A 23,103-nucleotide genomic window follows, 5' to 3' on the forward strand; every position below is an offset into this window, starting at 1 on the left:
CGCTCAGGTTGTACCAATGCTGCATGCAGTGAATGCGTAGCATGGTTTCCAGCGGATAAGGTCGCCGGCCATTACCAGCCTTGGGATAAAACGGCTCGATGACTTCCACCATGTTTTGCCATGGCAGGATCTGCTCCATGCGGGACAAGAAAATCTCTTTTCTGGTCTGACGGTGCTTACTGCTGAATTCACTGTCGGCGAAGGTAAGTTGATGACTCATGATGAACCCTGCTCCATGGCTCCAGATGACAAACATGATCTCATATCAGGGACTTGTTCGCACCTTCCCTAGTTCTTAACCTGATAAAGTCATTTGAACATTGCATATATGCTCCCCCCACTACTGAATTCTATTATCTACAATGCTGGGGATGTATATATTACTATTCGTTATAGCATTAATTTCTGATAACCATAGCGATAGCCTAGTATGAGTCGCAGTTATACTTTTAGTTGTAGTTTCTATTGCTGTTTTAAATTCGTTGTTATGAACACATAGATTATTGAAGGCATCTCTTATATCATGTTCATGACCAGTGGAGGCGTTGCGTACATTGGGATCAGAAAATGCGATTATCATTATATCGAAAATTGCTCTATTAAATCTTTTCTCATATCCAGAGGAAGTAAACTTCCTATAAGAATCCTCTGAGAAAATATTTTTAATAGTTTCATGTGACAGCTCAAACTGTGATAGTTGCTCCTCAATATCTTTTTGTGCAACATTCCAATTTTTATTTAGTTTGTTACAGCATTGGTCCATAAACACTTTTAGTGAACCATTATATTCTGATAGGAAGTTTTTAAAGCAAAAATACCTTAGCAATAATTCGTTGTCCCTCATTCTAAAATCTGGCTTTGTGATATTTAATATATTTTTAAGAGTGGCGCTATTCGATGACTCTTTGTCTAAAAATGTAACAAAATCACCTGGGTGAAGTGCTTGTCTTAATTCCTGCGGGGACAGGGGAACACTCCCAGTATTCAACCTCAGAAAAACATGATATAGAAAATCTTCGTTTGGCCAATTTTTTATAACAACAGTTCTTATTGGTTGGTTTTCAAATGAGGCTAAATCTTCATAATCTACGAGTGATGACCTTAATTTCTCCAAATTCATTTTATTTAAATTTTTCTTAATCTCTAACGATTGGAGCTTTAGAGTATTATAAATGGCGTCATCATCACTTGCTGCAAATTGGCGTATGCTTAATAAGCGTTGCTTGCCATCTAATACTATATAGCTACCTCTTTTATCTTTTGATTCAGCAAGAACTATTTGTGGGATTGGTAATCCAAGAATTAGGGACTCGATGAATTTACTTTTTCTTTTTTTATCCCAAGCATCCCGGCGTTGAAATTCAGGGTCGAGAATGATGTTTTTCTTGTTTATCTGAGCAATAATTGTTTCAGTTGTCCAATCATTAGAGCTTAATACCGCTGAAGAAAATAACTCTGGCGATGATGCAGAAATATCATCCTCATTTTCTTGATTATCATCTTCTTCATAATAAATATCGTTCATAATATGGCGCTCTCTAAATTTAATTTTTAGGCAACAAATAAAGATTTAATAATCCCATTAGGATGCCAATAGGCTTCGTGTCAGTCAATAAAAACGGCGCCTTTCGGCGCCGCTTTTTGATCTAACCAACATACCAATATCACTGCAGCAGGGAGATATCCGCGACTTGCAGGAACAGGTTGCGCAGGTTGTTCAGCAGTGCCAGACGGTTGGCCTTGAGGGCCTCGTCGTCGGCCATCACCATGACTTCGTTGAAGAAGGTATCGACGGGCTCGCGCAGGGCGGCCAGACGGGTGAGGGCAGCCTGATAGTCACCGGCGGCGAACAGCGGGGCCAGTTCGGCTTGCAGTTCGGCAACCTGGGTGGCCAACGCCTTCTCGGCGGCATCGACCAGCAGTTCCGGTTTGACGGCAGTGGGCAATGGAACCTCGACCTTGGCCAGAATGTTGCTCACGCGCTTGTTGGCGGCAGCCAGTGCCAGGGCTGCATCCAGCGTGCGGAAGTGGCTGACGGCCTTGACGCGACGATCGAAGTCGAGCGGACGGGTCGGGCGGCGGGCCAGTACGGCCAGCACCACGTCGGCACCGATGCCTTCGTCCTGATAGGCGGCACGGAAGCGGCCCAGCATAAAGTCGACCACGTCGGTGACGACGGTTTTGTTGGTCAGCTTGTCGCCGTAGACGCGTACCGCTTCTTCAACCAGTTCGACCAGATCCAGGTCCAGCTGCTTCTCGGTCATGATGCGCAGGGCACCGATGGCGGCGCGGCGCAGGGCGAACGGGTCCTTGTCACCCTTCGGCAGCATGCCGATGCCGAAGATACCGGCCAGGGTGTCGAACTTGTCGGCCAGCGCGACGGCGCAGGCAACCAGACCGGACGGCAGGGCATCACCGGCAAAGCGCGGCATGTACTGCTCGTTGAGGGCCACGGCCACTGCTTCGTCTTCGCCATCGTGACGGGCGTAGTGCATCCCCATGACACCCTGGGTGTCGGTGAACTCACCGACCATGTTGGTCATCAGGTCACACTTGGAGAGCAGACCGGCACGCTTGGCCTGAGCCACGTCGGCGCCGATGCGCTCGGCGATAAAGCCGGCGACGGTCTCGATGCGCTCGACCTTGGCCTTGACGGTGCCCAGCTGTTGCTGGAACAGCACGGTTTCAAGGCGCGGCAGGCGGGAGGCGAGAGTCTGCTTGAGGTCGGTCTTGAAGAAGAACTCGGCGTCAGAGAGACGGGGGCGAACCACCTTCTCGTTGCCGCTGATGATCTGGCTCGGGTCTTTGGACTCGATGTTGGTGACGAAGATGAACTTCGGCAGCAGCTTGCCGTTCTTGTCGTAGACCGGGAAGTACTTCTGGTCACCCTTCATGGTGTGCACCAGCGCTTCTGCCGGCACGGCCAGGAACTTCTCTTCGAAGTTGGCGGTCAGCACCACCGGCCACTCGACCAGTGCGGTCACTTCTTCCAGCAGGGCGTCGTCCAGATCGGCCACGCCACCGAAGGCGGCAGCAGCCGCTTCGACGTCAGCCTTGATCTTGGCCTTGCGCGCCATAAAGTCGGCAATCACCATGCCGCGCTCCTGCAGGATCTGCGGGTACTGGCTGGCGTTGTCGATGGTGAATTCGCTCTCGCCCATAAAGCGGTGGCCGCGAAGGGTGCGGGCAGAGTCGATACCCAGAATGTGAGCGGGCACCAGCTCGCCATCCAGCAGCAGGGTCACGGTGAAGACCGGACGCACGAACTGGATGGTCTTGTCGCCCCAGCGCATCATTTTCGGGATCGGCAGTTTGGCCAGCGCCTGGCTAACCAGCTCGCCCAGCAGATCGACGGCCGGACGGCCTTCGACCTTGGCGGTGTGAACCAGCCACTCACCTTTGTCGGTGACCAGACGCTCGGCCTGTTCAACGGTGATGCCGTTGCCACGGGCCCAGCCTTCAGCAGCCTTGGTTGGCTTGCCTTCGGCATCGAACGCCTGTGCCACGGCCGGGCCGCGTTTCTCGACGCTCTTGCTCGGCTGTTCGCCGGCCAGCTCGCTTACCTTCAGCGCCAGACGGCGCGGTGAGGCAAACCACTCGACGTCGCCAAAGGCCAGATCGGCCTTGGTCAGTTCGGCTTTGAAGTTGTCGGCAAAGGCTTCGGCCAGGGAGCGCAGGGCTTTGGGCGGCAGCTCAGCAGTACCGATCTCTACCAGAAATGTATGTTGTGCCATGTCCGTTCCTTAACCTTGCTTGTTCTCTGTGCGCTGACACATAGGGAAGCCCAGCGCTTCGCGGGAGGCGTAGTAAGCCTCTGCCACGGCCTTGGTCAGGGTGCGAATGCGCAGGATGTAGCGCTGACGCTCGGTGACCGAGATGGCCTTGCGGGCATCCAGCAGGTTGAAGGAGTGAGCGGCTTTGAGGATGCGCTCGTAGGCAGGCAGCGGCAGCGGTTTTTCCAGTGCCAGCAGGTTCTGGGCTTCCTTCTCGTACTGCTCGAAGCAGTGGAACAGGAACTCCACGTCGGCGTACTCGAAGTTGTAGGTGGATTGCTCCACTTCGTTCTGGTGGAACACGTCGCCGTAGGTGGTCTTGCCCAGCGGGCCGTCAGACCAGACCAGATCGTAGACGCTGTCTACGCCCTGAATGTACATGGCCAGACGCTCGAGACCATAGGTGATCTCGCCGGTCACAGGCTTGCACTCGAGGCCGCCAACCTGCTGGAAGTAGGTGAACTGGGTCACTTCCATGCCGTTCAGCCACACTTCCCAACCCAGACCCCAGGCACCCAGAGTCGGGTTTTCCCAGTTGTCTTCCACGAAGCGGATGTCGTGGATTTCAGGATCCATACCCAGCTCTTTCAGGGAGCCCAGATAGAGTTCCTGAATGTTGTCGGGGGAAGGCTTGATGATCACCTGGAACTGGTAGTAGTGCTGCAGGCGGTTGGGGTTTTCACCGTAGCGGCCGTCAGTCGGACGGCGGGACGGTTGCACGTAGGCGCAGGCGATGGGCTCCGGGCCCAGGGCACGCAGACAGGTCATGGGGTGGGAAGTACCGGCACCCACTTCCATATCCAGCGGCTGAATGATGGTACAGCCCTGGCGGGACCAATAGTCCTGCAGCTGCAGGATCAGGCCCTGAAAGGTTTTGACATCGAATTTTTGCATAGTGTTTTTCGCGCGAAATGAAATCAGAGCAAGATTTGCTGAATGTGAACCGAGGGAGTATACCGTCTGGCATGGTCGGATAATAGGCGAAATTACAGGGGATTAGTGGGGCTATGTTGCCGCTTGCCCTATGATGTCGCCGACGCAAGCGGCCTGCCGATGGCCGATGAAAAACAGGGGAGAGGAAATGGAACTGCGCTGCGCCTGGGTGACCAGAGACCCGGAATACATCGAATACCATGACAAGCAGTGGGGCAGGCCGGTGTATGACGCCCGCGAGTTGTTTGCCAAGCTCTGCCTCGATGGCCAACAGGCGGGGCTGTCGTGGATCACCATCCTCAAGCGCACCGAGAGCTACCATCGCGCCTATGCGGATTTTGATCCGGTGCGCATCGTGCAGTTCGACGAGCAGGATGTGGAACGGCTGATGCAGGACAGCGGCATCATCCGCAACCGGCTCAAGGTGCAATCGATCATCAAAAATGCCCGAGCCTATCTGGCGCTGGAGGCGGAAGGTATCGACTTCGTCGATTATCTGTGGGGCTTCGTGGGCGGCGCCCCCATCGTCAACCAGCGTCAGGGCAACGGCGACATTCCGGCTACCTCGCCGGAGTCGGATGCCATGTCCAAGGCCCTCAAGAAGCGCGGCTTCACCTTCGTCGGCAGCACCATCTGCTATGCCTTCATGCAGGCGGTGGGCATGGTGAACGATCATCTGGTGACCTGCCCCTGCCACGCCGAGTGCCAGCAAGCAGCGGCGACGTGAAGGGGAAATGCACGAAGAAGGGAGGCTCAAGCCTCCCTTCTTTTTTTGCTCTGAATCAGCAGGGCTCAAGGGTGCGGTCGAGCGCCTCGCACACCTCGTCGCTGCTCATCAGCCGCACGAAGGGGCCGGCCAGGGTGGCGTTGTGATGGGCGATGATCTGGGGGGCGGTCAGTTGCGGCGTGTCCATGCAGGTATGGGCATCGCTCACCAGCACTACGGTGTAGCCGAGATCTGCCGCCGCCCGGCAGGTGGTGTCGATGCAGTACTGGGTCTTCATGCCGGTGACGATCAGGGTCTGCACGCCGTCCTCTTTCAGCCAGCCATCGAGACCGGTGCCATGGAAGGCGCTGGGGCGCTGCTTGTCGAACACCCGATCGGCCTCGCCGACGACCAGCTCAGGCGCAAGCTGCCAGAACGGACTGCCAGCGGCGATGGGGCTGCCGGCCGGGCCCGTGTGGCGCACCGCCAGCACAGGGAGAGCGGCACTGCGGGCCGCCTGGCTCAGGCGATTGATGTTGGCCAGGGTCTCGGCCCCGGCATGGGGGGCTTCCGGGCCGTGAAGGAGGCCCACCTGGATGTCGATGATGAGCAGCGCGGGGCGGGAAAGGGACGACATGGTCATGGCTCCGTGAGAAATGTCACCCACTCTGGGGCCATGGGCTCTTATGAGACAACCCGCATATGGGGGGCAACCACTCCAGACCCCGGGAGCATGTTCCGTTGCACCGGGCCTGGGGCCTTTTCGCCCCTCGGTACAGCCGGGATACAGTCACACGGGTTCACCATCGGGATCGTCATCACGAGGGAATCCCGTGTCACTGAGCGCCGCCGCCCTCTCTTCCCCGGTTGTCTGAGCCTGATCGGCTGTACCCCGGGGATGATGTTGCTCGTCAGGGCAAACACGAGGGGAAGCCGGCCCTGTGCAAGAAGGTCCGAGGCTGCACAGACGACGTCCCCGAGGGCCGAGGTTGCGCTACCGGGATCCTGCCCCTCCCCTATCATTGAAAGACGCCGGACCGGTTCAGGTTGTCTGGCGAAGGAGCCATCATGAAGAAGTCCGTATTGGCCCTGCTTGCCGCCACCGCCTTGCTGGCCGCCCTGCCTGCACAGGCCACCAAGCAGGCCCAGGAGCGCCGTGACGCCCGCGATGTGCGTCAGGATACCCGTCAGGAGTCCCGTGACGCGAAACAGGCGTGTCGTGAGGGGGTGGTGGGCAATGCCGACTGCCGCCAGGAGCATCGTGACAACAAGCAGGAGGGGCGAGACAAGGCCCGGGAGATCAAATATTGAGGCGGGCCCGTCCGAAGATGGCCTGCACCGGGTAAGTCGCAAGGGGCAGGGGGCGTTTTGCCCCCTGCCCATCTTCGCAATGCGCGCGTCACACTCTGGCGCCTCTCTGGGTTAGAATGCGCGGCTATCGGCTAGAGTCGTTCTTTTTCAGAGGTTTTTTCATGCATTTCAAGAAACTGGTTCCTGCACTTGCCTTGACCGTCGCCATCACTGGCTGTACCACCAACCCCTATACCGGTGAATCCCAGACCTCCAAGGGCGCCTGGGGCGCGTTGGCGGGTGCGGCGACCGGCGCAGCCGTGGGGGCGCTCTCCTCCAGCAAGGGCGACCGCAAAAAGGGCATCCTGACGGGCGTCGCCGCCGGTGCGGCCCTGGGTGGTGGTATCGGTTACTACATGGATGTGCAGGAAGCCAAGCTGCGCGAGAAGCTGCAAGGCACCGGCGTCAGCGTGACCCGCAACGGTGATCAGCTGATCCTCAACATGCCGAACAACGTCACCTTCGACAGCTCCAGCGCCCAGCTGAAAGCCGCCGGTGCCAACACCCTGTCCGGCGTGGCCCTGGTGGTTGCCGAGTTCGACAAGACCCGTCTGAACGTGGTCGGTCACACCGACAGCACCGGCTCCCGCGAGCTGAACATGAAGCTCTCCCGGGATCGCGCCGATGCCGTTGCCGCCCAGCTGATCGGCCAGGGCGTGTCCGGCAGCCGCATCGCCATCAGTGGTGTGGGCCCGGATCAGCCGGTGGCCAGCAACAGCACCGCTGAAGGTAAGGCCCAGAACCGTCGGGTAACCATCACCCTGACCCCGACCGCCTAAGCGGCCTGCGTTGCAGTCATGAAAAAGGCCCCGCCAGTGATGGCGGGGCCTTTTGCTATCCGGCGTTGTGGGCAGTGGCGCCTTGTTCTTTGCTCCCTTCTCCCCTTGCGGGAGAAGGGTCGGGGATGAGGGGATAACCGCCTCTTAGACAGCCGCAGTCAGCTGCACTTCCACCTTGTAGCCTTCGTGGGCGAGGCGGGCCTGTACGCAGGCGCGGACCGGGGCTGTGTCGGCATCAGGGGAGCCAGGCATCCCGCTTTGTTTAGACAGCGGCAGTGAGCTGTACTTCCACCCTGTAGCCTTCGTGGGCGAGACGGGCCTGCACGCAGGCGCGCACGGGGGCTGTGTCGGCATCAGGGGAGCCAGGCATCCCGTTTTGATTAGACAGCGGCAGTCAGCTGTACTTCCACCCTGTAGCCTTCGTGGGCGAGACGGGCCTGTACACAGGCGCGAACGGGGGCTGTGTCGGCATCAGGGGAGCCAGGCATCCCGCTTTGTTTAGACAGCCGCAGTCAGCTACACTTCCACCTTGTAGCCTTCGTGGGCCAGACGGGCCTGCACGCAGGCGCGGACCGGGGCTGTGCCGGCCGGGATCCAGGCATCCCACTGCGCGTTGAAGGCGGCGATGTCTTCAATGTCCTTGAGATAGATGTTGGCCATCAGGATCCTGTCGACGCCGGAACTGTTGGCTTCCAGCAGACGCTGCAGGCTTTCCAGCACTTCACGGGTCTGCTGGTGGATGTCGGCGGTCTCGGTGGCGGGCACTTCCACCACGTAGAGGGTGCCGTTGTGGATGACCACATCAGACCAGCGCTGGGTGGTCCCGATACGGGTAATGGATGTCATGTTTGCTCCGGTACGGGGTTATTGACCCTTGCGGATCAGGTAACGGTAAGGGGCCTGCTCAGTCTCGCTGGCGACCAGGGTGTGATCCATGAAGCGGCAGAAGCTGGGAATGTCGCGGGTGGTGGAGGGGTCGTCGGCGCTGACCAGCAGGGTCTCCCCATCCGCCATCAGCCGCACTTTCTTGCGAACCATCATCACGGGGTCGGGGCAACGAAGCCCGATTGCGTCCAGCTCGTGGGTCGCATTGCAGAATTCAGTACTCATGAATAATCAACCTTCAGCCGCACCTTCTTGCGCGCCATCGTCACGGGCTCGGGGCAATGAAGCCCGATTGAGTCCAATTCGTGTGTTGCGTCGCAGAATAAAGCACTCATCAATAATCAACCTTCAACCAATTCGGCCAGCAATGATACTCACGGCGAAAAAATAATCAAACCACGGGGCGGTTATGCAGCATATGCTACCAAAATGTGAACCGGCTCTACCCAGGCTTCGCTCGATGAGTAATATAAAAATTGAACCATATTCAACAAGGAGGTGTGAATATGCAGGTCTCCTACGGCAGATTGCAAGCCTACGCAGGCATGGGGTTCTTGTCGTTCGCCATGATAGTGCTGGGCAGCCCGATCGGTAATACCGGTACCTGGTTCGGCTCCATGGTGATGATAGGGCTGGGGCTCTGGATCGAGCTCAGCGACTACTACGACGAGGATGAGGACGAGAACGATCCCTCCTGAGAGCCTGGCTCTCGGCACTCAAAGGCGGACGATGTCCGCCTTTGTCATTTCTGCTCCGCGCCGGAACGGGTCGAGCGCATGGCGCGCTCCAGCTGCTGCGCCGTCTGCTCGGGGTTGGCCCTGGCGTCGTTGAAGAAGCTGCTCAGCACATCCATGATCCCCTGGCGCATGTTGGTGGGCACCGCCATCCCCTCCGCCATGCTGGGCAGCAGGTTGTCCTGTTGCTCGGCGTGGAGGAAGTCCCGATAGGAGCGGATGGCGCAGCGATCGAACTTGCTCATGTCCGGCTTGATGAGCGCCGGGATGGAGCCCTTCACCCGGTTGAACGCTTCCTGGAAGCGCGGTGTCATCAACAGCCTGGCCAGCTCGCCCTGGGCCTGCAACTGGGCGGGATCCCGCTGCTTAAACATGGCGATGGAGTCGAGGTTGTAGCTGAACAGCCCCTGGCTGCCCGGGCTTGGCAAGCACTCGATATCCTCGCCGGGGCGGTAGTTGCCTGCACTCAGCTCTCCCTTCACCCAGTCCCCCATCACCTGCATGGCGGCGCCGCCGCTCTCCAGCAGGTTGGTGGCCTGGTGCCATTTCAGGCCGGCGTATTTCTCGGGCACATAAGCGCGCAACTGCTGGAAGCGGGTCAGCACCCGCATCATGTCGGGGCCGGTCAGGGTGGCGCTGTCCTGTTCGAGGAAGGCCTTGCGATAGAAGGTCTTGCCCCCTTCGCCGAGGGCCACCGTTTCGAACAGCACCGCGATCTGCCAGGGTTCGTTACCGATGGCGAGGGGGGTGATGCCCTTCTCCTTGAGCTTGTCCGCCACCGCCACGAATTGGGCCCAGTCGGTGGGGGGCTTGAGCCCCTGTTGCTCGAATACCTTGCGGTTGAGCCACAGCCAGTTGACCCGGTGGATGCCGGTGGGGACCGCCATCAGGGTGCCGTTCTGGCTGAGGGTATCGCGCACCATGGGGGGCAGCTGAGGGTACCAGCCGAGGTGCTCGGCCATGGGGGTGAGATCGCGCAGAAAGCCCAGGCTGCCCCACTCGTGCAGCTCGAACCCCTTGAGGTGGGCCGCCTCCGGCGGGTTTGCCGCCAGGGCCCGGCTCTTGAGCACCGTCATGGCGCTCTTGCCGCCCCCCCCCTGTACCGCGAAGTCGTTCCACTGGTTGCCCTGTTCGGCCCACTCGGACTTGAGCACTTCCACGGCCCTGGCCTCGCCGCCGGAGGTCCACCAGTGCAATACCTCCACCTGGGAGGCACAAACGGGCAGGGAGAGCAGGGCGATGACAGAAAAAGACAACCACTTCATACATTACTGCCTTGGTAGGGAGAGGGTGGCCTGCAGGCCGCCCTGGGGGCGATTTTCCAGCACCAGGTCGCCGCCGTGGGCGTGGGCTATGTTGCGGGCGATGCCAAGGCCCAGCCCGGTGCCGGCGGCATCGGTGCTGAGGCGGTAGTAGGGCTCGAAGATGCGCTCGAACTGATCGTCCGGCAGACCGGGCCCCTCGTCCATGATGAAGAGGATCAGCATCTCCTCGTCATCCATGATGATGATGCGCACCTTCTGGCCGTACTTGATGCCGTTGTCCACCAGGTTGCCGATGCAGCGCTTGAGGGCCAGCAGCTTGCCGCGATAGGGCCACTTGCAGTGGCCCTCGATGGTGAGCAGATCCTCGTGCAGGTTCATGGCTTCCGCCATCTGCTCCAGCAGGGCGTTGACGTCGATCTGCTCAAGGTTCTCGTGAATGTCCGTCTCTTTGACCGTCTGCAGCGCCCCTTTGACCATCAGCTCCAGCTCGTCCAGGTCCTTGTTGAACTTGGCGATCTGCACCTCGTCGTCCAGCAGTTCGACCCGCAGTCGCAGCCGGGTGATGGGGGTCTTGAGGTCGTGGGAGATGGAGCTGAAGAGGCGCTCCCGATCGTCGATGAAGCGGCGAATGCGCTGCTGCATGATGTTGAAGGCGCGGGTCGCCGCCACGATTTCGGAGGCACCCTCCTCCTTGAGGGACGGCTGGTCGATGTCCTTGCCGAGGTTGACCGCTGCCTTGGCGAGGCGACGCAGGGGGCGGGTCTGCCAGCGCACCAGCATGAAGGTGAAGAAGCAGAGGAAGACCGTCATCAGGGCGATGAAACGCACCTGGTTGCTCGGCATCACGGTGTCATCCAGCGTCATGTAGGGGGCGGGCAGCAGGGCCGCCAGATAGAGCCACTCCCCCGGTTCTATCTCGATCTGGGTCACCAGCACCGGCGGATTGATGGGCTCCAGGGACAGGGTGTAGCGGGCCCAGGAGGAGGGGAGATCCGCCAGCAGGGTGTCGTTGTTGAAGACGTGCAGCTCCTCGGGGCGGGAGAAATCCACCTTGATCGCCATGGCGTCGGAGAGTTTGCGGCTGAGCACCTCCTGCACCTCTTTGAGCACCAGCGTCTTGCGCTCGCTGTCGGGGATGGCGCTGATGTGGATCTCTTCCTCGTTCAGGGAAACGAAGAAGCGGCTGCCCCCCATGTTGCGTAGCTGATCCAGGGCGATGTGGCGGTATTGCAGGGGCAGGGACTTGAAGAAGTTGACGGTGGAAGCCGCCGACAGCGCCAGGTTGCGGGTGGTGCTGAGCATGCCCTCCAGCTCCCGCTTCTGGATCTGTTGCATCCAGATGCCAGTGAGGATGGTCTGGGAGAGCAGGATGGCGAGCAGCAACAGCAGCAGCATCCGCGACAGCAGGGAGCGGGGCACCAGGGCCCGCCAGAACTTCTGCCCCGTCATGGCAGCGTGTGTCTCTTGTCGATCAGCATGGGGTGCTTACCTCTGTGCCTTGCCGTTGCCCCGTGATGGGTCTCTCTTCTGCCCGTTCAAGGTCTCGCCGTAGCGTCTGTCTGTTACGGGATCTCGTGGACTTCGGCGATCAGCATGTAGCCGCTGCCGCGAATGGTCTTGATGATGCGCGGGCTCTTGCCGTTGTCACCCAGCTTCTGGCGCAGGCGGCTGATCTGCACATCGATGCCGCGCTCCATGGGCAGGCTCTCGCGACCGCGGGTGGCGTCCGAGATGGTATCCCGGTCCAGCACCACGCCGGGCTGCTGCAGGAACATGCCGAGCAGCAGGGCATCGCTGCCGGAGAGATCCAGCAGGCTGCCATCTTCGTGGGTCAGCTGGTGGCTCAGGGTGTCCAGGGTCCACTCGGCGAAGCGCAGCCGACGGCTCGGTTCCTTCTCTTTCTCCGGCTGGCGGAATTCGGCGCGGCGCAGCAGCGCCTTGATGCGGGCCTGCAGTTCGCGCGGGCTGAACGGCTTGGCGATGTAGTCGTCGGCGCCAAGTTCCAGACCGATCACCCGGTCAGCCTCGTCGGAGGCGGCGGTCAGCATGATGATGGGTACCTGGGAGTCGCGGCGGATCTGCTGGCAGAGGGTAAAGCCGTCGTCGCCGGGCATCATGATGTCCAGAATGATGAGGTCCGGGCTGTGCTGGGCCAGTTGTTGGCGCATCTCGTTCCCTTCGGCCGCGGTCAGTACCTCAAAACCGGCCCGGGTCAGGTACTCGTTGAGCAGCTCGCGGATCTCCCGATCGTCGTCGACGATAAGCAGTTGTTTGCTCGTTGACATATGTATGTGCATCCACCCATTTTTTTGTGCAGATTGAACCTGTCGGGGGAGCAAAAAGCAAGCAAGCCCCTCCTCTAATGTGAAGTTATGGGCAATATAGCCTCAGGATTGGCCCCGATCGCGGGAAAAGAATAAAAAAGGCCGACCCAAACGGGCCGGCCAACACGCAGATTCCGACGGCAGGAGCGCACCCCGTGTGGCGCGTTCCACAGACTCGACAGCAGGGTCGGCAGGCCGACCCGGTATTCGTGATGGGGCCGCTGTGCCGGGAAGCAGGGCCGCCTTCTGTCTGTTGTTGCCGCCCCGAGGTGGCGTCCCTGACCGGTGAGCAGTCAGGGGCGATTCACTTACACCCGTTCGAACACGGTGGCGATGCCCTGACCCAGGCCGATGCACATGGTGGCGACTCCCAGGGTGGCGTCCTTCTCTTCCATCAGGTTGATCAGGGTGGTGGAGATGCGGGCACCGGAGCAGCCGAGCGGGTGACCCAGGGCGATGGCGCCACCGTTGAGGTTCACCTTCTCGTCCACCAGATCCTGCAGACCCAGATCCTTCACGCAGGGGAGGGACTGGGCGGCAAACGCCTCGTTCAACTCGAACAGATCGATGTCGCCGACGGTCAGACCGGCCCGCTTGAGCGCTTTCTGGGTGGCCGGCACCGGGCCGTAACCCATGATGGCGGCGTCACAGCCGGCGATGGCCATGGCACGTACCCTGGCGCGCGGGGTGAGGCCGAGGGCCTTGGCACGGTCCGCACTCATCACCAGCATGGCGGCGGCGCCATCGGACAGGGCCGAGGAGGTGCCGGCGGTGACGGTACCGTTGACCGGGTCAAACACCGGGCGCAGCTGGCTCAGCGTCTCGACCGTGGTCTCCGGGCGGATCACTTCGTCGTAGTCGTAGAAGAAGCGGGCGCCGCTGGCGTCATGGCCTTCCAGCCCGACGATCTCCTTGGCAAAACGGCCTTCCACGGTGGCGGCGTGAGCGCGGCGGTGGGAGCGGGCGGCAAACTCGTCCTGCTGCGATCGGCTGATGCCGTGCAGCTTGCCGAGCATCTCGGCGGTCAGCCCCATCATGCCGGAGGCTTTCGCCACCGACTTGGCCATGCCGGGGTGGAAGTCGACGCCGTGGCTCATGGGCACGTGGCCCATGTGTTCGACGCCGCCGATGATGAAGATATCCCCATCACCTACCTGAATGGCGCGGGAGGCATCATGCAGCGCCTGCATGCTGGAGCCGCACAGGCGGTTGACGGTGACCGCCCCCACCTGCTTGGGAATGCCGGCCAGCAGGGCGGCGTTGCGGGCGATGTTGAAGCCCTGCTCCAGGGTCTGCTGCACGCAGCCCCAGTAGATATCCTCGATCTCGTTCGGGTCGAGGTTGGGGTTGCGCAGCAGGATGGATTTCATCAGGTGCGCGGACAAGTCTTCTGCACGCACGTTGCGGAAGGCGCCGCCCTTGGACCGGCCCATCGGGGTCCGGATACAGTCGACAATGACTACGTCTTTCATGAATGGATCTCCTTTCCGCAATCAGTAGAAGGTGTTGCCCTGGGCGGCCATCTCACGCAAGCGGTCGCTGACGCGGTAGAGCGGGCCCAAATCGGCATACTGGTCGGCCATGGCCACGTAGCGATCCAGGCCAATGGTGTCCAGATAGCGGAACACGCCGCCGCGGAAGGGAGGGAAGCCCAGACCGTAGACCAGCGCGATGTCGGCTTCGGCTGGCGTGGCGACGATGCCCTCTTCCAGGCAGAGCACCACCTCGTTGATCATCGGGATCATCATGCGGGCGATGATGGCCTCCTTGTCGAAATCCTGCTTCGGCTTGGCGATGGGTGCCAGCAGCTCGTAGCTGGCTGCGTCGGCCACCTTCTTCGGCTTGCCCTTCTTGTCCTGCTCGTAGGCGTAGAAGCCCTTGCCGTTCTTCTGACCGAAGCGGTTCACTTCGTACATCACGTCGATGGCGGTGCGACCTTCCTTGCTCATGCGTGCCGGGAAGCCCTGCGCCATCACGTCACCGGCATGGTGACCGGTGTCGATACCGACTACATCCAACAGATAGGCGGGGCCCATGGGCCAGCCGAACTCTTTCTCCATTACCTTGTCGACGGCGGCGAAGTCGGCGCCATCGGCAACCAGCTTGTTGAAGCCGAAGAAGTAGGGGAACAGCACCCGGTTGACGAAGAAGCCCGGGCAGTCGTTGACCACCACGGGGGACTTGCCCATGGCGGCGGCGTAGGCCACCACGCGGTTGATGGTTTCATCGGAGGTCTGCTCGCCGCGGATGATCTCCACCAGTGGCATGCGGTGTACCGGGTTGAAGAAGTGCATGCCGCAGAAGTTCTGCGGGCGCTTCAGCCCCTTGGCCAGCAGGGATATTGGGATGGTGGAGGTGTTGCTGGCGAGCACGGTGTCTTCGCCGATGATCCCTTCCACTTCACCCAGCACGGCGGCCTTCACTTTCGGGTTTTCAACCACGGCTTCGACTACGACGTCCACGCCTTTGACGTTGTCATAGCTGAGGGTCGGGGTAATGGCAGAGAGTACCTGGCCCATCTTGATGCCGTCGATGCGGCCTTTTTCGAGCTGACCGTTGAGCAGCTTGGTGGCTTCACCCATGCCAAGTGCCAGCGCCTTCTCGTTGATATCCTTCATCACCGCCGGAATGCCCTTGCTGGCAGACTGGTAGGCGATGCCGCCGCCCATGATGCCGGCACCCAGTACGGCGGCGTGGCCAGTGGCCTTGCTCGCCTGTTTGGCAGCTTTCTTGGCCAGCGCCTTGATGTGCTGATCGTTGAGGAAGATACCGACCAGTGCCTTGGCGACATCGGTCTTGGCCAGCTTGATAAAGCCTTGCGCCTCGGCCACCAGAGCCTCGTCACGGCCCATGCCGGCGGCGGCTTCCACCGTCTTCACGGCGGCCATGGGGGCCGGATAGTGTTTGCCCGCCACGGCGGCAACCATGCCGGCGGCGGTGGTGAAGCTCATCATGGCTTCCAGTTTGGAGAGGCGCAGCGGGGCCTTCTTGGCGGCGCGGCGGCCCTGCCAGTCCAGCTTGCCCTTGATCGCGTCCTTGATCATCTGCACGGCGGCGCTGTGCAGCGCGTCCGGGGCGACCACGGCATCGATGGCACCCACCTTGAGGGCGTCATCGGCACGGTAATCCTTGCCGGTGGTGATCCACTCGAGCGCGTTGTCGGCGCCGATCACCCGCGGCAGACGGACTGTGCCGCCAAAGCCCGGCATGATGCCGAGTTTGGTCTCGGGCAGGCCGATTTTGGCGCTGGTGTCAGCCAGCCGGAAGTCGGTGGAGAGAATGGTCTCGCAGCCGCCGCCCAGGGCGTGACCCTTGATGGCGGAGAGGGTGGGCACCGGCAGATCTTCGATGGCGCTGAAGATGTCGTTGGCCTTCTTCAGCCAGCCGAGCAGGTCTTCTTGCGGCAGATCGAACAGTTCCAGGAATTCGGTGATGTCGGCGCCGACGATGAAAGCGTCTTTGCCGGAGGTGAGGATCAGACCCTTCAAATCGGCTTGTTGCTGTAATGCGGCGATCGCTTCGCTCAGGGAGAGCAGGGTAGCGCGATCCAGCTTGTTGACTGAACCCGGGGCATCGAACCTCAGCTCGGCAATGCCGTCTTCGAGGTAGCTGACCGTCAGGGTTTCGCCTTGGTAGATCATGAGAGTGTCTCCTTGTTCCCACTCTGTGGGGAATGGTGCTCCTTTATCCCCAGCAGGGGGCGAGGCTCACTATTGATCCAAAAGGAGACATTTTCAACACCTATTTAAAACATTTGTTTAACAGTTATCGAGTAAAAGCTCTTCATCACAAAACGGGCAAAAAAGAGGCGCCTTGCGGCGCCTCCGATGGAGATGAGCGTGGTATCAACTGGCCAGTTCCGGCCGGTTGCGATACTGGTTCAAGACCTCGGGATCGGCGAGGGCGTGGGTGTTGTTGACGGGGCGGTTGTGCACCACTTCCCGCACCGCCAGCTCCACTATCTTGCCGGACTTGGTGCGGGGGATGGCATCCACCTGCAGGATGCGGGCAGGCACATGACGGGCGGTGCAGTGCCGCTTGATCTGCTGGCAGATCCGCTCACGCAGCCCGTCGTCCAGCTTGCAACCCGTCTTGAGCTTGACGAACAGCACCACCCGCTCGTCCTGTTTCCATTGCTGGCCGATGACGATGCTCTCCTCCACCTCGTCGAGTTGTTCCACATAGCGGTAGATCTCGCTGGTGCCGATGCGCACGCCGCCCGGGTTGAGGGTCGCGTCGGAGCGGCCGTAGAACAGAATGCCGCCAGTCGGGGTCAGCTCGATCCAGTCCCCGTGGCACCAGATGTTGTCGAACCGCTCGAAGTAGGCGGCGTGGTATTTGTCGCCGTTCTCATCACCCCAGAAGTAGATGGGCTGGGCCGGGAAAGGCTTGGTGCAGACCAACTCGCCCTTTTCCCCCAGCACCGGCTGGCCCGCCTCGTTGAATACCTGCACCGCGAGACCAAGGCCGCGCCCCTGGCTCTCGCCGCGATAGACGGGGCTCAAGGGGTTGCCGATGACGAAGCAGGAGCAGATATCGGTGCCGCCTGAGATGGAGCTGAGCAGCACATCCTGCTTTATCTGCTGGTAGACATAGTCAAACCCCTCCGGCGACAGCACGGAGCCGGTGCTGCAGATCAGCCGCAAGTGCGGCAAGTCGTGGGTCTTGATGGGGGTATAACTCTGCTTGTGCAGCGCATCGAGATACTTGGCCGAGGTGCCGAACAGGGCGACCTCTTCGTCCCGTGCGAGATCCCATAACACGTTGCCATCCGGGTAGAAGGGGGAACCATCGTAGAGCACCAGGGTGGCGCCGGAGGCGAGGGCGCTCACCAGCCAGTTCCACATCATCCAGCCACAGGTGGTGAAGTAGAAGATGCGCTCCCCCGGCTTGATGTCGCAGTGCAACTGGTGCTCTTTCAGGTGTTGCAGCAGGGTGCCGCCAATGCCGTGCACGATGCACTTGGGTTTGCCGGTGGTGCCGGAGGAGTAGAGGATATAGAGCGGGTCGTTGAAGGCCATGGTCTCGAAGGCGAGCTGGGCATCATGCTGGCTTGCCAGCAATTGCTGCCAGTCGTGACCAAGCTGCAGCGGGTTGCCGAGCAGGCGGATCATCACCGTCTGCTCTAGGCTGTCGAGCTGACCGACGACGCTGGCCACCTTGTCCTGAATGTCGATGGCCTTGCCGCCGTAGCGGTAGCCATCCACCGCGAACAGCACCCTGGGACGGGTCTGGCCGAAGCGCTCCACCACGCTGGCCTCGCCAAAATCGGGGCTGGTGGAGGTCCAGATCGCCCCGAGGCTGGTGGTTGCCAGCATGGCAACCACGGTTTCCGGGATATTGGGCAGGTAGGCTGCGACCACATCACCTCGGCCTATGCCCTGGCTGCGAAGCCACTGGGCCAGGCGGGCGACCTGATCTGCCAGCTCATGCCAGCTCAGGGTCCGGCTTGGGCCCCCTTCAATGCGGGAGATGATGGCCGGGCTCTCATCCTGACGGCGCAGCAGGTTTTCGGCGAAGTTGAGCCGGCTGTCGGGGAACCAGCGGGCACGCTGCATATCCTGGCGGTTCTCCGCCACAATGTTGCCAAGCTCGCCCTTGACACCGCAGTGCTGCCACACCAGGGGCCAGAAGCGGGTGGTCTTCTCCACCGACCATTGATACAGGTCGGCATAGCTGCGCAGTTGCAGGCCATGGAAGTGATTGACCTCGGCCATGAACTGGTGGAGGTTGGAGTGCTGCATCCTGTCCTGATCCGGTGTCCACAGACAAAGGTTTTGCATGAGTCGTTCCTGACGGCTGATATCTACTGTCTGTGGGCAGTGTATTGAATTGTTCTTTGTTTGTTAATTGTCTGTTTTATCTTCATAACAAAAAGCCTGTAACCTATGCGTTACCTCACGAAGCGAAAGCCGGGTGGCTCGAGCCTTGATTCGCTTGATGTTATGCTGAAGTCACATTCGCCCGGAGCAGGACGCCATGAGCAGTTACAGCCAACTTTTTGCCCAGCATCTCGACACCCTTCAGCAGCGTACCCGCGACATCCTGCAACAACAGGGTCTTGGCGGTCTCGCTATCCACTCCGGCCAGACTCATCGTATCTTCCTCGATGACCAGGATTATCCCTTCAAGGTGAATCCCCAGTTCAAGGCCTGGCTGCCGGTGCTGGACAACCCTCACTGCTGGTTGCTGGTGGATGGCGTGAGCAAGCCGGTGCTGCTGTTCTACCGGCCGGTGGACTTCTGGCACAAGGTGGCGGAGTTGCCCAACGCCTTCTGGGTCGACTTCTTCGACATTCGCTTCCTGACTCGCCCGGAGCAGGTTGCCGATCACCTGCCGGCCAACAAGCAGGAGTGGGCCTATCTGGGCGGCCATCTGGAAGTGGCCGAGCTGCTGGGACTGGGCCAGCCCAATCCGGAGGCGGTCCTCAACTACCTGCACTACCACCGTGCCTACAAGACGTCCTATGAGCTGGAATGTCTTCGCGATGCCAACCGCATCGGCGTGCGCGGCCACATCGCTGCCAAGGACTCCTTCATGGCGGGGGCGAGCGAGTTCGAGATCAACCTGGCCTACATGAAGGCGGTCGGACAGGGGGCCAATGAGGCGCCCTACGGCAACATTGTTGCCATCAACCGCAATGCGGCCATCCTGCACTACACCCATCTCTCCACCCAGCGGGTGCCGGATGCGGAGCGTTACTCCTTCCTCATCGATGCCGGTGTGGACGTGCACGGTTATGCCTCCGACATTACCCGGACCTGGGCCTGGCGCCGCGGTGAGTTCGCCGATCTGATTGCTGCGCTGGATGCACAGCAACAGGAGATCATCGACGAGATCAAGCCGGGCCGCCGCTACAGCGAGCTGCACCTGCAGATGCACCACAGGCTGGCGCGCCTGCTGCAAGCCACCGAACTGGTAGACATGTCGGTGGACGAGATGATCCACACCGGGGTGACCAATGTCTTCTTCCCCCACGGTCTCGGCCACTTCCTCGGCCTGCAGGTACACGATGCCGGCGGCTTCATGCAGGATGAGCGCGGCACTCACCTGGCGGCCCCCGAGCAGTTCCCCTATCTGCGCTGCACCCGGGTGATGGAAGTGGGCCAGGTGTTCACCATAGAGCCGGGCCTCTACTTCATCGACAGCCTGCTGGAGCCGCTGCGCCAGGGTGAGCAGGGCAAGCGGGTCAACTGGAACAAGGTGGAGGCGCTGCGTCCCTATGGTGGCATTCGCATTGAGGACAACGTGGTGCTGCATGCCAATGGGGTGGAGAACCTGACCAGACAAGCAGGGCTCTGATGACGACGGATTACCCCATACCGGCAGCCCCGCTGGAGGTGAGCGAAGAGATGAAGAAGAGCCGCTTCATTACCTACATCGCCCACACTCCGACCGTCGAGGCTGCCAAGGCCTGGATAGACGAGATCAAACAGCAACACCCGGGAGCCCGGCATCACTGCTGGGCTTTTGTCGCCGGCGCCCCGCAAGACAGCCAGGTTTATGGTTTCAGTGATGATGGCGAACCCTCGGGCACGGCGGGCAAGCCCATGCTGGCCCAGTTGATGGGGGCCGGCCTTGGCGAAGTCGCCGCCGTGGTGGTGCGCTATTACGGTGGGGTACTGCTGGGGACCGGTGGCCTGGTCAAGGCCTATGGCGGTGGTGTGGGGGCAGCACTCAAGCAACTTGAAACCTGTATCAAGCGTCAGTTGACCTCTTCCGTGATCCAGTGTGACTACACCGACATGGGGGCCGTGGAGTCCCTCATCTCTGCCCATCAAGGGCAGTTGCTGGTGGCCGATTATGGTGCCAGCGTCACCCTTCAGGTAGCGTGGGAGTCTGCGCTCTGGGCCCGTATCGCACAGGAATTGACCGACCGGACCCAGGGTCGGGTATCCCTTCGTCCCTTAGATGGCTAGAATCCATCGCTCTTTTAGTCTGAAGAGGGAGCCGGAATGCAGATTCTGAGCATCATTCGTATCGTCGGTCTGCTGGTTGCCCTGTTCAGCTCGACCATGCTGCTGCCCGCGATGGTTGCTTTTGGGTATCGTGATGGCGGTGGTACCGAGTTCGTCAACTCCTTCGTCATTGCCCTCCTGCTCGGCCTCCTGCTCTGGTTCCCCAACCGCCACCAGAAAAAGGAACTCAGGTCCAAGGAAGGCTTCCTCATCGTGGTGCTGTTCTGGGTGGTGCTGGGGAGCGTGGGGGCCGTCCCCTTCATCATCAGCGACGTGCCGAACATGTCGGTCTCGGAGGCATTTTTCGAGTCGTTTTCCGGCTTGACTACCACGGGCGCAACGGTGCTGACCGGGCTGGACAATCTGCCCAAGGCGTTTCTCTTCTACCGTCAGCTGCTGCAATGGCTCGGTGGCATGGGGATCATCGTGCTGGCGGTGGCCGTGCTGCCACTGCTGGGTATCGGGGGCATGCAGCTCTATCGCGCCGAGATCCCGGGGCCCGTCAAGGATAACAAGGTGACCCCGCGCATCGCCGAGACGGCCAAGGCGCTCTGGTTCATCTATCTGTTGCTGACCTCCCTGTGCGCTCTCGCGTACTGGATGGCGGGAATGACGTTGTTCGATGCCATCTGCCACTCCTTCTCCACCTTGTCGGTGGGGGGGTTCTCGACCCACGACGCCAGCATCGGTTTCTTCGACAGCCCGGCCATCAACCTGATCACAGTGGTGTTCCTGTTGCTGGCGAGCGTCAACTTCGCGCTGCACTTCATGGTGTTTGCCCACAAGCCGGTGCGCGTGAGCAGTTATCTGCGTGACTCCGAGCTCAAGGTGTTTCTGAGCATCCAGTGCGTGCTGGTGCTGATCTGTTTCGTCTCTCTGCTGTTCCACGGCCACTACGATACCTGGCAGGATGCGCTCAACCATGGCCTGTTCCAGGCGGTGTCTCTGGGCACGACCACGGGGTACAGCACTACCAGCTATGCGGATTGGCCCTCCTTTCTGCCCATGCTGTTGATGTTCTCCGCCTTCATCGGCTGCTGCGCCGGCAGTACCGGGGGGGGCATCAAGGTGATGCGTTTCATGATCTTGTTCCTGCAGGGGATGCGTGAACTCAAACGGCTGGTGCATCCGCGGGCCATCTACACCTTGAAGCTGGGGCGGCGTGCCGTACCGGAACGGATCGTGGAAGCGGTCTGGGGCTACTTTGCCACCTACATCATCCTGTTCTTCATCTTCATGTTGTTGCTGCTGATGACGGGGCTGAACGAAGTGACGGCCTTCTCCGCCGTGGCTGCGGCATTCACCAACGTGGGGCCGGGTCTGGGGGAGGTGTCGGCCAATTTCGGCAATATCTCGGCCACTGCACAGTGGATATTGATCGTGGCCATGTTGTTTGGTCGATTGGAAATCTTCACACTTCTGGTACTGTTTACTCCTGCATTCTGGCGTAGTTGAGGTTGGTATGGACAAGATTTTGGTGCTTTATTCTTCCCGGGACGGGCAAACGCGGAAAATCGTGGATGTCATGCTGGAGGAAATATCAGGATGCGAAGTGGTGATGCACGACCTGCACACCCTGCCCATGTGCAACCTCAGCAAGTATGCCAAGGTGTTGATTGGCGCTTCCATTCGCTATGGTAACTTCCACCCCAGCCTGCTTAGCTTCATACACGCACATCATGAACAGTTGGAAGTAGCCAATGCGGCGTTCTTCTGCGTGAACCTGACGGCACGCAAGCCCGAGAAGCAGACGCCGCAGACCAACGCCTACATGAAGAAGTTTCTGCGCCTCTCTCCCTGGAAGCCGAAAACTCTGGGGGTGTTTGCCGGGGCATTGCAGTACTCCCGTTACAACTGGTGGCAGACCCGTATCATTCAGTTGATCATGAAGATGACCGGGGGCAGCACGGATACCAGCAAGGATCTGGAATTCACCGACTGGGACAAGGTGCGCGGCTTTGCCCGTGAGTTTTGGTCAAAAAAGTAACAGTGACGTCATTCAAAGCGGCCAGAGCCCTGCGTAAGCAGGGCTTTTTGTTTGATAAGTAGGCGTTCGAGCCACAAAAAGTTAAAAAGGACTATTTTTCGCAAAATAGCCCTTGTCATCCCGGCGCGGCTCCCTATAATGCGCCCCTACCAGCACGGCGGACCACGCCAACCTGATGAGCCAGCTTCCTTAGGAAGTGGGCGCCGAAAGAAAAGCGAAAACAATCGCTTGACTTTCGAAGTGAGGGGCGTAAGATGCGCCTCCTCAACGCGATAAGCGTGACGCTCTTTAACAATTTGAATCAAGCAATCTGTGTGGGCACTCACAGCATCGAGCATCAAAAACAATTTTTGATTTTCAATGTCTGATGAAGTGACCAAAGCAACGAAAGTTGCAGCAGTTAATTCAG

22 protein-coding genes are annotated in these 23,103 nt (G+C 59.9%); 8 read left to right on the plus strand and 14 right to left on the minus strand.

The annotated features are described in order from the left end of the window. The 4 genes from HKD46_RS18985 to glyQ all read right to left on the minus strand — a co-directional run. A partial coding sequence (locus tag HKD46_RS18985; protein WP_219812687.1) for a transposase occupies window positions 1–220 on the minus strand: 220 nt, incomplete at its 3' end. A gap of 120 nt (window positions 221–340) precedes the next feature. Next, window positions 341–1,525, minus strand: a complete 1,185-nt coding sequence (locus HKD46_RS18990) for a DUF262 domain-containing protein (RefSeq protein WP_171865806.1) — start codon at window positions 1,523–1,525, stop codon at window positions 341–343. 139 nt (window positions 1,526–1,664) lie between these two features. Then, window positions 1,665–3,734 carry a glycine--tRNA ligase subunit beta gene (glyS, locus tag HKD46_RS18995; RefSeq protein ID WP_171865807.1) on the minus strand — a complete coding sequence of 690 codons (2,070 nt, stop codon included), beginning with the start codon at window positions 3,732–3,734 and terminating at the stop codon, window positions 1,665–1,667. Window positions 3,735–3,743: 9 nt separating this feature from the next. Beyond that, window positions 3,744–4,667, minus strand: a complete 924-nt coding sequence (glyQ, locus tag HKD46_RS19000) for a glycine--tRNA ligase subunit alpha (protein WP_171865808.1) — start codon at window positions 4,665–4,667, stop codon at window positions 3,744–3,746. A gap of 187 nt (window positions 4,668–4,854) precedes the next feature. Here glyQ and HKD46_RS19005 point away from each other — a divergent pair, with 187 nt between their 5' ends. Continuing rightward, window positions 4,855–5,433: a DNA-3-methyladenine glycosylase I gene (locus tag HKD46_RS19005; protein ID WP_052814731.1), complete on the plus strand. Its 579-nt coding sequence runs from the start codon at window positions 4,855–4,857 to the stop codon at window positions 5,431–5,433. Between the two features lie 55 nt (window positions 5,434–5,488). On the opposite strand, the gene HKD46_RS19010 is transcribed toward HKD46_RS19005, so the two are convergent. Beyond that, the gene (locus tag HKD46_RS19010; protein WP_080944135.1) at window positions 5,489–6,049 is read right to left on the minus strand and encodes a cysteine hydrolase family protein; all 561 of its coding nucleotides are present in this window, start codon (window positions 6,047–6,049) and stop codon (window positions 5,489–5,491) included. A 431-nt stretch (window positions 6,050–6,480) separates the two neighbouring features. On the opposite strand from HKD46_RS19010, the gene HKD46_RS19015 reads away from it, so the two are divergent. Together HKD46_RS19015 and HKD46_RS19020 are read left to right on the plus strand one after the other, a co-directional pair. After that, entirely contained in the window at window positions 6,481–6,723 is a 243-nt protein-coding gene (locus HKD46_RS19015) for a hypothetical protein (RefSeq protein WP_053288899.1), read from the plus strand. A 161-nt stretch (window positions 6,724–6,884) separates the two neighbouring features. Beyond that, on the plus strand, window positions 6,885–7,541 hold the full coding sequence (locus HKD46_RS19020; RefSeq protein ID WP_010672405.1) for an OmpA family lipoprotein: 657 nt from the start codon (window positions 6,885–6,887) through the stop codon (window positions 7,539–7,541). 516 nt (window positions 7,542–8,057) lie between these two features. Here the strand turns inward: HKD46_RS19020 and HKD46_RS19040 are convergent. Then, window positions 8,058–8,387: a RidA family protein gene (locus tag HKD46_RS19040; RefSeq protein ID WP_171865809.1), complete on the minus strand. Its 330-nt coding sequence runs from the start codon at window positions 8,385–8,387 to the stop codon at window positions 8,058–8,060. A gap of 18 nt (window positions 8,388–8,405) precedes the next feature. Beyond that, window positions 8,406–8,651, minus strand: a complete 246-nt coding sequence (gene tusA / locus HKD46_RS19045; protein WP_171865810.1) for a sulfurtransferase TusA — start codon at window positions 8,649–8,651, stop codon at window positions 8,406–8,408. A gap of 281 nt (window positions 8,652–8,932) precedes the next feature. On the opposite strand from tusA, the gene HKD46_RS19050 reads away from it, so the two are divergent. Continuing rightward, a complete protein-coding gene (locus HKD46_RS19050) occupies window positions 8,933–9,124 on the plus strand; it encodes a hypothetical protein (protein WP_010672410.1) in 192 nt (63 codons plus the stop codon). Window positions 9,125–9,168: 44 nt separating this feature from the next. On the opposite strand, the gene HKD46_RS19055 is transcribed toward HKD46_RS19050, so the two are convergent. The 6 genes from HKD46_RS19055 to HKD46_RS19080 form a co-directional block, all read right to left on the minus strand. Next, window positions 9,169–10,425, minus strand: a complete 1,257-nt coding sequence (locus HKD46_RS19055) for an ABC transporter substrate-binding protein (RefSeq protein WP_171865811.1) — start codon at window positions 10,423–10,425, stop codon at window positions 9,169–9,171. Window positions 10,426–10,428: 3 nt separating this feature from the next. Beyond that, a complete protein-coding gene (locus tag HKD46_RS19060) occupies window positions 10,429–11,874 on the minus strand; it encodes an ATP-binding protein (protein WP_010672412.1) in 1,446 nt (481 codons plus the stop codon). A 113-nt stretch (window positions 11,875–11,987) separates the two neighbouring features. Further along, window positions 11,988–12,710 (minus strand): response regulator, encoded by a 723-nt coding sequence (locus HKD46_RS19065; protein ID WP_010672413.1) that lies wholly within the window; start codon window positions 12,708–12,710, stop codon window positions 11,988–11,990. 347 nt (window positions 12,711–13,057) lie between these two features. Beyond that, window positions 13,058–14,221, minus strand: a complete 1,164-nt coding sequence (gene fadA / locus HKD46_RS19070) for an acetyl-CoA C-acyltransferase FadA (RefSeq protein ID WP_041212017.1) — start codon at window positions 14,219–14,221, stop codon at window positions 13,058–13,060. 21 nt (window positions 14,222–14,242) lie between these two features. Beyond that, a complete protein-coding gene (fadB, locus tag HKD46_RS19075; RefSeq protein ID WP_171865812.1) occupies window positions 14,243–16,390 on the minus strand; it encodes a fatty acid oxidation complex subunit alpha FadB in 2,148 nt (715 codons plus the stop codon). A 204-nt stretch (window positions 16,391–16,594) separates the two neighbouring features. Further along, complete coding sequence (locus tag HKD46_RS19080) at window positions 16,595–18,532, minus strand: acetoacetate--CoA ligase (protein ID WP_171865813.1); 1,938 nt, start codon at window positions 18,530–18,532, stop codon at window positions 16,595–16,597. A gap of 196 nt (window positions 18,533–18,728) precedes the next feature. Between HKD46_RS19080 and pepQ the strand changes: the two genes are divergently transcribed. The 4 genes from pepQ to hemG are packed head-to-tail and all read left to right on the plus strand — an operon-like array spanning window position 18,729 to window position 22,694. Continuing rightward, complete coding sequence (pepQ, locus tag HKD46_RS19085) at window positions 18,729–20,051, plus strand: Xaa-Pro dipeptidase (protein WP_113978830.1); 1,323 nt, start codon at window positions 18,729–18,731, stop codon at window positions 20,049–20,051. Then, a complete protein-coding gene (locus HKD46_RS19090) occupies window positions 20,051–20,668 on the plus strand; it encodes a YigZ family protein (protein ID WP_043156013.1) in 618 nt (205 codons plus the stop codon). Before pepQ ends, HKD46_RS19090 begins: the two co-directional genes overlap by 1 nt. Before the next feature lie 36 nt (window positions 20,669–20,704). Beyond that, window positions 20,705–22,162: a TrkH family potassium uptake protein gene (locus tag HKD46_RS19095; protein ID WP_042881326.1), complete on the plus strand. Its 1,458-nt coding sequence runs from the start codon at window positions 20,705–20,707 to the stop codon at window positions 22,160–22,162. A 7-nt stretch (window positions 22,163–22,169) separates the two neighbouring features. Continuing rightward, window positions 22,170–22,694 carry a menaquinone-dependent protoporphyrinogen IX dehydrogenase gene (gene hemG, locus HKD46_RS19100; RefSeq protein WP_043156012.1) on the plus strand — a complete coding sequence of 175 codons (525 nt, stop codon included), beginning with the start codon at window positions 22,170–22,172 and terminating at the stop codon, window positions 22,692–22,694. 146 nt (window positions 22,695–22,840) lie between these two features. Here the strand turns inward: hemG and HKD46_RS21215 are convergent. Then, the coding region (locus HKD46_RS21215) for a hypothetical protein (protein ID WP_221413921.1) at window positions 22,841–23,103 on the minus strand (263 nt) is incomplete at its 5' end.

This window comes from Aeromonas sp. TW 6 (assembly GCF_013168745.1).
GTDB classification, from domain to species: Bacteria; Pseudomonadota; Gammaproteobacteria; order Enterobacterales; family Aeromonadaceae; genus Aeromonas; species Aeromonas caviae.